Consider the following 12081-nt stretch of genomic DNA (forward strand, 5'->3'; position numbering starts at 1 on the left):
TTGAAAAAGCGGGGAATTGTAAAAAATCATTGATTTACCAATACGGGCCAGCGGCAAAGAAATGGTGTGGAGTTTGTCCGGTAAAGGATTTGAAATCTTTTATAAAATGCGCCTGATCGAAATAACCGGCCAGATAGGCGGCTTCTGTCAGGTTTTCCTGCTCTGAATGGTCAGCAATTAAGCTCCTCAACCGAATGATTGACGAAAACTGCTTGGGCGAAGTACCTATAACCCGCCGAAACCTTTTTTCAAAAGGGTCGCGGCTAATGGGCAGGTTAGTGATGAGGTCTTTTATTCGTATGACTCCATGGGCCCGTTTAATTTCGTTAATGGCCGTATCGACAAGCTTATCGGCTACTGGTTCTTGGACTCTTGCAAGCAGGAATTGTTCAATAATGGTAATCCGGTGTCGATTGCTTACTGCTTCGGCCAGGCGCTCTTCCAGTTCATCGACAGTGCTACGAGGAATGAGATCGTCAAGGGCTACACTCAGGCCAAACAACTCATGGAGCGGTTCCTTAAATAAGACAGCGGCACCACCCTCCTGGAAAATAACAAGTAGCGTAGCCGTTTCTTTTGAATAGTCTAACAAACGGTGGGACTTCCTTAATCCTGTGATCGTTGACACAGACAAAGACGTTTCAATGCCTTTCTCTGCATAGCTCACGCTGCCCTTAATCTTGAAAGCCATTACGATTGATGTTCCGGGCAATATCCGGTTGACCATGCCATTTTCGCTTTCAATAATCAGAAACGTCTTAATGAATGGCTTTAATCGATCAATAGGAAGAAATTGCTCCGTCTTCATGAGAATGGCTTTTATCGTAAAAAGACGTCTGTTTGCTCCAACAACAGCTATACCTTACTTTTTATTCCTAATCGTTCAGAGCAGCAAGAAGATGTTATTTTTTGGAATCCTGATGTAGCCCGGTGTAGTTCGCAACGGTTTCATAGCTCCTGACCCGAATTAGTTTATCTCTGAGACAATTACATAGTTGTCATTTCGGGTAATGCCATAAAATACCAGCTTATTTTTTACACTTCGGTCAATAGAAAAAGCCTGCCCTTCGCTAAGGGTCGGAATTGTTTTTAGGTATTGCAGTGTATGCCCGCGTTCGGGCAATTTCAGGACGTATAATTCGGGTTTGTCATGGCCAGTGCAGTAAATTAATCCATTGCTTCCCCAGGTTCCACCCGACGTACTCTTCGGCGCAAAAGCCTGTAATACATTGGCCGGAAACGCCCACGCTTCTACCTGTTGCCAGCTTTCGGTGAATTTCACCAGCGTAGTCCAGCGGTTGTCCCGGCCCTCGGCGGAGGCCTTATCGGAGTAATTGGCGAACGCAACCCACCAATGCCCCTGGTAAAAATCGGCCCAGGTTACTGAGCCAGGAAACAGGCCAAAACTATGGCTACCGATGTGCCGAAGTGTTACGGCATCGAAGATTTCGATCGAACTGGCCATTGGCACATCCGGATAATTCGAATGCGTACAGTACAGTTTCCGGCCAATTACCACACCGCTGTTCATGTGTTTAAGCTGGCCCGTTGTATCATTCCATGCTGCCGTCTGTTTCCCATCCGATTTCGTATGTTTCGTCAGCGAATGGTTGTTAATCACATAAAAATGCCCCTCATCGACCGCAACACCCTGCCGAACTTCTGTCAATTGAAAACGTCGTATTTCGTTCGCTTTTTGCCCAAAAGTTGGTAATGAAGTGTACAGGAACAGCGCCAGCAACGCGCTCACAACTTTTTGATCGAACCGCATAAGGTCTGGAGTTTCGGGTTTTGTTAAAATCGGCAATACATATCGGCAAATCGCTTTATAACTGACACACGCTCTTTCAGGTATCTGGGGCTTAAAAAGTTATTGGACCAGTCATCGAAGTTTTCGCACGCAAAACCCAAATAAAAGATCCAGAACATAATCCCCAGGCACGGAATCGCTTCTATTTCCTCATCCGACAGGTCTCTAACTTCTCTGTACGCATCGAGAAAGCGTTTAAATTGACGATCGCCTTCTTCCTTTGTCAGTTTACCCGTAGCCGTATGGAAGAAAAAATGGACCAGAAAAGAAGCATGGTCATTGGCGAGAAAGCCTTTCCCGGCAAAATCGAAATCGAAAAGCGTAAACGTATCGCCATCAAAATGAAAGTTTTTTGGCAGATAATCGTAATGGCAGTAGCCGTAACTAAAGGATGCCGTATGAAATGTTTCCATTTTTCGGATAACCCGTTCAGCAATAGCTTCTAATTCCGAATAGCTTTCCTTTTCATCAGCAAACCAGGGTTCAGTGAGCCTGAGCGGCCGTGTCAGTGTCGTTTCAATATCATAGTTCTTTCGTTCATGCGACAGGTTAATCTGAGAGGTAAGGTTATGATTGAAAGCCATTTCATTACCGATTACCCGCAACTGCTCATCAGTAAAATCATAGATGTTCTTTCCAGGTGCGAAGTTAAAAACCACACCGTGGCGTATTCCTTCCGCAGCATTGAACGCCTGAATCTGTTCACCATCGATAGCGCGAACTGGGTAAGATACCTTTGCGCCCTGTTCGTTCAGGATGTTGAGTAGCTCTACTTCGCCTTTTATTTCATCCAGACTTCGGTGTGAATTCCGGTAGATTTTAAGAATGTATTTATCAGTCGGACCTTCCAGTACGTAGGTATCGCTAACGCCATGCAACAATAGCTTACAGGTTAGACCACTGAATCCATAGCTTTTTTGAAGGCTATCGATTAAGGCCGATGCCAGTAAAGTTGAGTATTGGGTGGGAAATATTTCCATAATTGCTGAGAACAGAAAATAAGATGCAGTTTTTGTAACGCAAAAAAGGGCTGTGCGATATCACAGCCCTTTGGAAATAATCTGAAGCAAATTATAACAGAACCGGCTGACCCGTCCGCACGGATTCATCGCAGGCGAAGGCGATTTGCAGACTGCTTACGGCATCCTGCATGTGGTCAGTCAGATCAAGATTCTCCTGAATAGCTTTCAAAAAATAACGTTGCTCCCGGTTACACAACTCCTGGTGATCGGGTTCATCCTGCATATCAATCCAGGTATCGGCTTCCACAAACTGGTCATTGGCATCTAATGCAGCCCGATGCACCCGCAACGATTCCGTTTTTGTATGCGAATCGACATTATCTGATTTCCCGGAAGCGCCTGCATTTTTAGCAACAATCGACACGCAGCCATTCGGCCCGATTACGTCTTTAACGAAAAATGCGGTTTCGCTCATCATGGGCCCCCAACCGGCTTCATACCAGCCTACGGAGCCATCGTCAAAGCGAATCTGCAACTGCCCATAATTGTAATTACCAGCCGGAATATCATTGGTTAGCCGGGCTCCAATCGCGTTCACCTGAATGGGTTTCGAACGCGTCATCTGGCACATCACATCAATGTAATGAACACCACAATCGACAATCGGGCTTAGGCTTTTCATCAGATTCCGGTGAACGGTCCACATCATACCGTGGCTCTGCTGGTTAAGGTTCATGCGCATAACCAGCGGTTTACCCATTTCACGGGCCACTTCGACAAACTTCTCCCACGATGGATGATGCCTCAGAATATAACCCACAACCAATTTTTTGCCCGCTTTTTCGGCAGCAGCTACCACTCGTTTAGCCCCCTCAACCGTATCGGCAATTGGTTTTTCGATAAATACGTGGCAACCCTGTTCAAAGGCCTGAATTGCAAATGATTCATGGGTATCGGGGTAGGTCGAGATACAAACGGCATCGGGTTTGGTTTCCGCCAGTGCTGTGGTATAATCGTCAAACAAAGCATACCCACCACCCAGTCGTTCGTTAAGGACAACCTTACTGTTTCCAGTCGATACGATCCCGCAGATTTCGAAACCGTCCAGCGTTTTATAAGCAATAGCGTGCGATGATCCCATGTTGCCGCAACCGACCACAAGAACCCGCAATAATTTAGTTGAAAGTGACATGAAAGTGACGTTGACTGGGATGTTAGTGTTAGGCCCATTGAATCAGTAGCATCCTGAACGAGACGACTACCAGACTACCTATTAAACGACAAAGTTATCAGCTGAGCCGCAAAGATAGCATTTCTGGAAATAGACAGTCAGATCTCTTCTCAACGGACCTAATCATTTGGGTCGTACTTTTGTAATGTATGCAAGGAAGCAATTCAGTGCTCAGTGCACCCCAGCCATTGACGTTGTTGTATCAATCCGCCGATTTAGTCGCGATTAATAAACCGCACGGTCTGCTGGTCCATCGATCACCCATCGCCAGCGATGCCAGCGAGTTTGCGGTTCAGATGCTCCGCGACCAGTTGGGCCAACGGGTATATCCGGTTCATCGTTTAGATCGGAAAACGGGAGGTGTACTCCTTTTTGCCCTATCCGATACGATGAATTCAGTTATGCAGCGACAGTTTGCCGAGGGCGAAATCAGTAAAACGTATCTGGCCATCGTGCGCGGCTACACCGCTGACGAACAAGTTATCGATTATCCACTTCGCCGGGACGATGGTGTACTTCAGGATGCGGTTACGTTTCTAAAAACCCGCCAACGTGCGGAGATTCCGTTGCCGTTCGGCAAACATGCTACGTCGCGCTATTCGTTGGTAGAGCTTACACCAACAACGGGCCGAATGCATCAACTGCGCAAGCATATGGCCCATATCCTCCATCCGATTATCGGCGACCGGCCACATGGTTGTAATAAACAGAATAAACTATTTCTGGAGTTTTTTGGCATGAATACCATGCTGTTACATGCCAGCCGTATTCAGTTTAAGCACCCGCAAACGTTAGAAGAAATTACGATTACAGCGCCCTACCAGACTGAATTCAATCGCATGTGGGTTACATTGTTTGGAAATGAGAAGCATCTGTCTGTACCCAACGTTTACCTATAAAGCTTCCAGGGTGCACGTCAACAGACGTTGGCACATCCAAATCCGACTTTATTCTTCGTAGTTTATCTCGGTAATTTCCAGGACATTCGTTCCATGCTTCGCTGGCAACTCAATGGTTTCACCAACCCGCTTTCCCAACAGGGCTCGCGCAATTGGAGCGGTGAAGGCAATTCGACCCTGGGATGCATCTGCTTCATCAACGCCTACAATCGTTAATTTCTGGTTGGCTTGTTTTGCTTCTATTGCCTGGTTATGTAGACTGACTGTAGCACCAAAGCGTACCTCATCACGCGGGTGATCACGGACGTCGACTACCCTAGCAGTAGCAATTCGTTGATTCAGGTTGGCAATACGCCCGTTTATTAAAGCCAGTTGTCGGGCACGTTCGGTATCTTCACGCTCAATCAGCTGTACCTGCATCCGTTCGTTTTCCAGCTCGGTTAATTCAGTCTGTAACAACGCTAAACCACGTAACGTAACATAATTGGTAGCCCCTGGCGGAAGAGGTGCCCGTGCTGGTATAACGACAGGATCTTCCGCACTTTCGTTTTTCAAAAAAGCTCTACTCATAGCTCTGGTCTATTATCTCCACCTAACAGCTATTAATAGTCTTTGTTTATTTCGGGCTTCTACCCTTTTGCTTCTTCTATTTTTTCCCTGGCCTCTTCCAGATCACTACGCTCCGGCTGCGGAACCTCTTCAGCCATCTGCTTAGGGTCTGGCGCATAGGTTAACGCTATGAACATGGGAAAATGATCTGATCCGCAATTGGGTAAACGTAGTATTTTTCGCAGCTGAAAGTGTGGGGTGACAAAGATGTGGTCTAACGGCCAGCGCAGAAAGAAATAGTGGGCATGAAACGTATTGTATAAACCCCGGCCAATTCGTGGATCAAGCAGACCGCTTACCCGCTGGAACAGACGGGTCGTATGCGACCAGGCTACATCGTTCAGATCACCGGCTACAATGATTGGTCCTTTCTTTTTTCTGGCTTCCTTGCCAACCAATAATAATTCGGCGTCGCGCTCTGTAGACCGATAATGCTCCGTCGGGCTGGGTGGCATTGGATGAACACCATAGAAATGAACCAACTGTCGGGATGGCAACTCAATCCTGGCATATATTGACGGAATATCATCCTGAATCAAAAAGCGCAGTTCCTGATGGCGGATCGGGAAGCGAGAGTATAACAACATTCCGTATGTATTTTCAAGCGGATGCAATATCCGATACGGATAGTCAGCTTCTATCGGGCTTAAATCCTGTTGCCATTTCCTGTTTGCTTCCAGCACCAGCACTACATCCGGTTTATGTTTATCGGCCAATGCCCGAACTTCAGGCGTCTGCGTATTCTCCATAAGCACGTTCGCTACCAGAATTCGAATCGTATTTTCCTCAAATTGATTACTGCTTATCTTATGAGAGAACCGGGCCACCTGTTTTTTGTGAAGGGGTGTGAATGGATAAACCAGCCATCCCTGATAGAGTAACGTGGCCATTAAACCCACAGGCACAATGACCAGATAGCCATCTAGATGATGGCCTACTAAAAACCAGCATAATAGACCAATGGCGGCCATTAAGGTGAGCTGTAGATGGGGAAAATCCCAAATTCGAATCCACCAATAATCAAGACGGATGAGATTTAAAAAGGAAGCGATTGTAACAACAATGGAGTACGTGAGCAGTACATAATCAACTGTTTGCATAGAAAGTAATAAATGGCAGTTGAGATGCATAACCTCAAAAGTAGAGTCGAGGTTTTGCATCTCACTTAATCAATTGGCTGATTATTGATTGCCAGACTTTATTCGTGCTGTTACTGATCCAGCGCATTAACAAGTGGAAGAATTGCCGACCATTGCGGATTATGATCAGATGTTAACTGCGAAACGGGCCATCCACGTTGCTTTGCCCGGTCGGCGTGTAACGCAAAATCATCAGTCTTAGGATCTTTACCTGCTTCTACGGTTAGAATATATCGGGCAGGAAGATTTCGGGCAGCAGGATTTTTCAGGGAAATCGTTTCGGTAAAAGTTTTCAGTGATTGCGGAACATCTTTAGGGGGTTTCTGATCGGCTTTCACCCACATCGGCACAATAAAGCCATCTTTCAACATCGGTTTAATAAAATCACCCCGATCTCCCTGAATACTCATCACACTTTCACCATCATTGGGCAGAATTGCATCCAGATAAACCAAACTTCGGATTCGGTCGGCAACCCGATCGGCAACGCCCGTAATGACCATACCCCCATAACTATGGCCCACGAGGATAATATCATGCAAATCTTCGTACAAAATCGTGTTCACAACATCGTTTATGTGCGTCGTCAGACCTATGTCAGGTGAAGCCAGATTCACTCGTTCTCCCTGGCCGGTGAGCGACGGACGATATACTGTATAGCCACGCTTAGTAAGAATTGAGTCAACTTTTTTAAACGCCCAACTGCCACCCCAGGCCCCATGCACAATAACCATGGTGGGTTTACGGGATGCAGATTGCGCCCGTACAGTTGATCTGATCGACCCGACCAATATGGTCAGCGTCAATCCCAAAATAACGAATCTGAAAAGCATAGTTCTGGTCGAATAAAGGTGTCCGAATAATCTTCTCTTAAAGTTTCAATTTTTGTAAATCTAATGCCACTAATATATCAATCCTGGGAAACAAGCCGCTTTATCCAGAATATTATACGGTTTATAGCCTATTTTCTACACCTCATAATTTGTTATTTCGCTCACTGGACAACTACCCTGTAATTTTGTCCGCAAGTGAACAGAGGTTGTCCAGTTGCGGACATTATCAAGAACTGGCTCAAGTCATAACTAATTGACTATCAGTGCCTATTGTTTATTGGCACAACCTTTGGCTTACTACTATTGAACGGTTAAGAACAGAACACAACAAATAATCTAATAAACACTAAACAACATTACTACCATGTATTCACTAATGAGCAATCTGGCAGTTTCTATTTTAATGGGTACTGCAACACTGACCAATCCAACAACACCGAAAGCATTGTCATTCGATGCCAGTGCCTTTGTAACCGCTAGCAATCAGATCCGTGTAGCCGTAAGCAAGACCGCCGATGTACCCGTTGTGGTTCTACTGCGTAATTCAGAGAATCAAGTGCTTTTCCGTCAAAGCATCAGCAAGAAGGAAGCCAAGTATGCGGTTAAATTGAATGTCGATGAGCTGGCCGACGGCAAATATGAGCTGGAAGTTAAATCAGCCGAAGGAAGCATTCTAAAACAATTGAATCTTTCAACTGCGCCTGTCAAACAAACGCCCCGCGTTATTGCTATGCAGTAACAACAAATGCGATTGACTAAGCAATAAAGCCCGGCAATCACCGGGCTTTATTGCTTGTAATACGTTTCATTCTAGACCTGCACACTTACTTCATAATAATCGACCGTGGGTTTACCATCAAAATAGCTACCCATGTGTTTTAGAACATCCTGAAGAAATCCACTTGTTTCGGCGGCCTGCCGATGCGCTTCCGACTCCCATAACGTGACCATAAGTCCTCTATTCGTCTCCGAATTCGTTAGCATTCGGCTATTTTTAAAGCCCTCAAGATTTTTTAAGGCGGGCCCTACTGAGTCCCGGAAATAATCTACTGCTTCACTAATACTTTCAGCCTTCAATGGGAATTGGATAACGCGGGCGTACATAGTTTTATGGAGTAAGCTAATACAGGTTTAGGAAAATTATAGCTGTTCAGGCCATTCGCTTCAAACCAGGCCACAGTTTGTGTATGATATTAACCGTGGCATGATTTATAACGAAGACTTGCAATTAAGAAACGCCTTTAAATTCTTCCTGCTGCGCAAACGGCTGGCTCCGCAATCGTTTGCCAGTAGCTTTATAAAGGGCATTGGCAATAGCGCCCCCCGCTGGCGGCAATGAAGGTTCACCCAGACCAGTCGGCTCAATCTCATTCTGGACAAAATGCACTTCTACCTCTGGAATTTCATTAAGCCGAATAAGCCGAAATTCATTGAAATTTTTCTGTTCAGGAACACCGTCCTTGAACGTAATATTTCCATACATCGCGTGGCCAATACCATCAACGACGCAGCCGCGCACCTGCTGTTGTGCACCGCTCTGGTTAACAACGACACCACAGTCAGCAGCCGAATATACTTTCTGCAAAACGGGTTTACCCTTCTGCATCACGACTTCACCGACTTGAGCCACATAAGAGCGGTGCGAAAAATAAACGCTGAATCCCTGGGCGACTGGTTTCCCATCAGCTCCCTTCTTCTTGCCCCAGCCCGATTTTTCAGCGGCTAACTCAATAACCCCTTTCATTCGGTCAATGTCGTATTTTATAGCACCAACTGGTTTCTGCTTGGCTTTATCGAGCAATTCCAGCCTGAACTGTACAGGATCTTTACCCGCAGCCTGCGCTACTTCGTCAATAAACGACTGTTCGGCGAACGCCAGGAAGTTCGTAATGGGTGCCCGCCACGGTCCAGTTGTAATCGGGGATTTGTGGTCTACACTATCAATCAGCAGGTTATCGACAGCACCAGAGGGAAAATTATCTTCGCGGGTTGCGTTTCCTGCATTTATACTGGCCCCCCGAAGTTTGTAACCAACCATGTTTCCCTGCGCATCGAGAGCCGCTTCGAAACGGTAACGAACAGCGGGCCGATAACTTCCACCCGTCATATCGTCCTCACGCGTCCAGATAACTTTAACGGGTGCCTTAACAAGTTTCGAAACCTGCACAGCTTCGATTACATAATCGGCTTTCAACCGACGGCCAAACCCTCCGCCCATGCGCGTCAATTCAACACTCACTTTGTCGGGTGAAATGCCAAGTAATTTGGCGGTTTCGTTACGGGCTAATTCGGGAGTTTGTGTTGGGCCAACCAATTCTGCACCATCTTCACGAACATGGGCAAAGAAATTCATCGGTTCCAGCGGATTATGTGGTAAGAACGGGCATTGGTATTCTGCCTTTACAACCTTAGCCGCATTCTTAAACGCTGTTTCTACATCACCGTCTTTACGCCGAACGGTAGCGTTCGAACTATCCAGCATTTCTTTAAAAAGGCGATTATGGTCGGCCGTGCTTTCCAGCACATCCGCTTTTTCCCACTCGATCTTGAGCGCATCTTTCGCCTTCTTAACCTGCCAGGTCGATTTACCAACTACTGCTACATTATTATCGAAAGTCACGACATCCACAATACCAGACATCGACTTGGCAGCCTTCGAATCTACGGATTTCAATTTATAGCCAAACGCCGGACGTTGCAGCATGGCAAACAACATTCCTTCGCGATAGAAATCTAATCCAAAAAGGGGCTTTCCTGTAATAATTTTTGGATTGTCGACATTCTTTACGGTGCTGCCAATCAGTTTAAAATCCTTAATCTCTTTTAGCTTAACATCAGTAGGAACAGTTATTTGGGAGGCTTCGCTGGCCAAATCGCCATAACTAAGCCTACGATTACTACCCGTATGCAAAACAAATCCATTCTCGGTTGAGCATTCTGAGGCCGGAACATTCCAACGTTTCGAAGCTGCCAGCACGAGCATTTGTCGTGCAGTAGCACCAGCTTTCCGTAATCGCTGCCAAGAATGCGGAATAGAACCGCTACCGCCAGCTACCTGGCGTTCAAACTTTTTAGTATCCAGCGGAGCTTGTTCAACTACAACTTTCTTCCAGTCAGCATCTAACTCTTCGGCAACAATTATTGGGAAAGCCGTCTTGATACCCTGTCCGACTTCAGGATTAGGGGAAAATATGGTAATAATACCTTGTGGATTAATAGACAGGTAACTGTTAAAGTCAGCTCCCCCAGCGAATGCTGTGGGTACTGAAGCCGTCGCGTCAACTACTGCCGATGCTACAGCTTCAGACTCGGCCCAATTAAAGCCCAACAACAGACCTCCTCCGGCTGCCGTTGCTATTTTCAGAAAGCTTCTACGGCTTGATTGTGATACAGTCTGCATAGCTATTTGGTTTTTGCAGGTTTAGTGGAGGGAGTAGAGGCTGCCGCTAATTTCACCGCTTCGCGTATGCGGTGATAGGTTCCACACCGGCAAAGATTACCGGTCATTGTATCATCAATCTGGGCTTGCGTTGGTTTTGGATTACGCTTGAGTAGGGCTGCCGCCGTCATAATCTGACCAGCCTGACAATAACCACACTGCGCGACATCTACTTCATTCCACGCCTTTTGAACCGGATGGTCACCATTGGCGGATAAGCCTTCAATCGTCGTAACCTTTGCTTTTCCTATAGAAGAAACAGGGAGTACACAGGAACGAGTTGCTTCACCGTCCACATGAACAGTACAGGCACCACATTGGGCAATTCCGCATCCATATTTAGTGCCGACCAGCCCAAGAGAATCGCGTAATACCCATAATAAAGGAGTATCGGGATCAACATCGGCCTGATAACTCCGTCCATTGACTTGTAGTTTGAAGATAGCCATTGATTTGCAGGGTTGACTCAGAGAAGCTAAGATACGAAAAAGCAAAAACTACTCCTCTCTGATAGGGTAAAAGCAGTTAAAAAGGGAACTCTTTATTTAAGGAGTTCCCTGAAGCTATTAGAATATCTTAATAATCCCGTTCGTAGGCCCCTTTGGCTGTGAACGCACCCAAGTAGAGCAAGGTTTGGTCAGTGGCTTTAGCAGCTAGCCCTTGGGTTGAGGGGGAACTACCAAAAAAAAGTCTCTGACCTTGCGATCAGAGACTCCAATTTCATCAGGTGGCACCTTCCTACTCTCCCACTTGTGACAGCAGTACCATCGGCAGTACGGGGCTTAACGGCTCTGTTCGAAATGGAAGAGGTGTCCACCCGCCTTACCAGCACCAACCTGTTGACTCGTTATGACTAGTGCCCGCCTGAACGACGCACCACCCAAAGATCGTTTGTCTTTTTTCCCACAGAGAGAAACCGCGATATCTACACACTTGATTTACTAGTCAGTAGCACTTCTACTTACGCGTCCGGGCACATTAGTACGACTCAGCTCTATACATCTCTGCACCTACACCTGTCGCCTATCAACGTGGTCGTCTCCCACGGCCCTTTATACCGGATGACTCATCTCGGGGCCAGTTTCGCACTTAGATGCCTTCAGCGCTTATCTGTTCCCAACGTAGCTACTCGGCCGTGCCTGCGGCCAAACAACCGATC

General features: G+C 46.4%; 12 protein-coding genes and 2 rRNA genes (1 of these 14 cut by a window edge). 2 read left to right on the forward strand and 12 right to left on the reverse strand.

Going from position 1 to position 12081, the window contains the following annotated elements; genetic code table 11:
* Window positions 1-34 precede the first annotated feature (34 nt).
* The 4 genes from G8759_RS24015 to G8759_RS24030 form a co-directional block, all read right to left on the reverse strand.
* Window positions 35-808 (reverse strand): helix-turn-helix transcriptional regulator, encoded by a 774-nt coding sequence (locus G8759_RS24015; protein WP_167213738.1) that lies wholly within the window; start codon window positions 806-808, stop codon window positions 35-37.
* Between the two features lie 159 nt (window positions 809-967).
* The gene (locus G8759_RS24020) at window positions 968-1771 is read right to left on the reverse strand and encodes a hypothetical protein (protein ID WP_232073924.1); all 804 of its coding nucleotides are present in this window, start codon (window positions 1769-1771) and stop codon (window positions 968-970) included.
* A gap of 23 nt (window positions 1772-1794) precedes the next feature.
* Complete coding sequence (locus G8759_RS24025; protein WP_167213743.1) at window positions 1795-2790, reverse strand: phosphotransferase enzyme family protein; 996 nt, start codon at window positions 2788-2790, stop codon at window positions 1795-1797.
* A 91-nt stretch (window positions 2791-2881) separates the two neighbouring features.
* Window positions 2882-3964, reverse strand: a complete 1083-nt coding sequence (locus G8759_RS24030) for a Gfo/Idh/MocA family protein (protein ID WP_167213746.1) — start codon at window positions 3962-3964, stop codon at window positions 2882-2884.
* Between the two features lie 188 nt (window positions 3965-4152).
* Here G8759_RS24030 and G8759_RS24035 point away from each other — a divergent pair, with 188 nt between their 5' ends.
* Window positions 4153-4902, forward strand: coding sequence for a pseudouridine synthase (locus tag G8759_RS24035; protein WP_167213749.1), 750 nt, complete (start codon window positions 4153-4155; stop codon window positions 4900-4902).
* A 48-nt stretch (window positions 4903-4950) separates the two neighbouring features.
* Here the strand turns inward: G8759_RS24035 and G8759_RS24040 are convergent, their stop codons facing one another.
* From G8759_RS24040 to G8759_RS24050, 3 genes are all read right to left on the reverse strand, one after another.
* Complete coding sequence (locus G8759_RS24040) at window positions 4951-5472, reverse strand: GreA/GreB family elongation factor (RefSeq protein ID WP_167213752.1); 522 nt, start codon at window positions 5470-5472, stop codon at window positions 4951-4953.
* Between the two features lie 59 nt (window positions 5473-5531).
* Window positions 5532-6611, reverse strand: coding sequence for an endonuclease/exonuclease/phosphatase family protein (locus tag G8759_RS24045; RefSeq protein ID WP_167213754.1), 1080 nt, complete (start codon window positions 6609-6611; stop codon window positions 5532-5534).
* A 110-nt stretch (window positions 6612-6721) separates the two neighbouring features.
* A complete protein-coding gene (locus G8759_RS24050) occupies window positions 6722-7483 on the reverse strand; it encodes an alpha/beta hydrolase (RefSeq protein ID WP_167213758.1) in 762 nt (253 codons plus the stop codon).
* A gap of 364 nt (window positions 7484-7847) precedes the next feature.
* Here G8759_RS24050 and G8759_RS24055 point away from each other — a divergent pair, with 364 nt between their 5' ends.
* A complete protein-coding gene (locus G8759_RS24055) occupies window positions 7848-8222 on the forward strand; it encodes a hypothetical protein (protein WP_232073925.1) in 375 nt (124 codons plus the stop codon).
* A gap of 71 nt (window positions 8223-8293) precedes the next feature.
* Here the strand turns inward: G8759_RS24055 and G8759_RS24060 are convergent, their stop codons facing one another.
* From G8759_RS24060 to G8759_RS24080, 5 genes are all read right to left on the reverse strand, one after another.
* Window positions 8294-8587 (reverse strand): antibiotic biosynthesis monooxygenase family protein, encoded by a 294-nt coding sequence (locus tag G8759_RS24060; RefSeq protein ID WP_167213761.1) that lies wholly within the window; start codon window positions 8585-8587, stop codon window positions 8294-8296.
* A gap of 124 nt (window positions 8588-8711) precedes the next feature.
* Window positions 8712-10883 (reverse strand): xanthine dehydrogenase family protein molybdopterin-binding subunit, encoded by a 2172-nt coding sequence (locus tag G8759_RS24065; RefSeq protein WP_167213764.1) that lies wholly within the window; start codon window positions 10881-10883, stop codon window positions 8712-8714.
* A gap of 2 nt (window positions 10884-10885) precedes the next feature.
* Complete coding sequence (locus tag G8759_RS24070) at window positions 10886-11371, reverse strand: (2Fe-2S)-binding protein (RefSeq protein ID WP_162385387.1); 486 nt, start codon at window positions 11369-11371, stop codon at window positions 10886-10888.
* A 276-nt stretch (window positions 11372-11647) separates the two neighbouring features.
* Window positions 11648-11758, reverse strand: a 5S ribosomal RNA gene (gene rrf, locus G8759_RS24075).
* A gap of 121 nt (window positions 11759-11879) precedes the next feature.
* Window positions 11880-12081, reverse strand: a 23S ribosomal RNA gene (locus G8759_RS24080); it runs 2629 nt beyond the window's last position.

Origin of the sequence: Spirosoma aureum (assembly GCF_011604685.1) — a bacterium.
GTDB lineage: Bacteria > Bacteroidota > Bacteroidia > Cytophagales > Spirosomataceae > Spirosoma > Spirosoma aureum.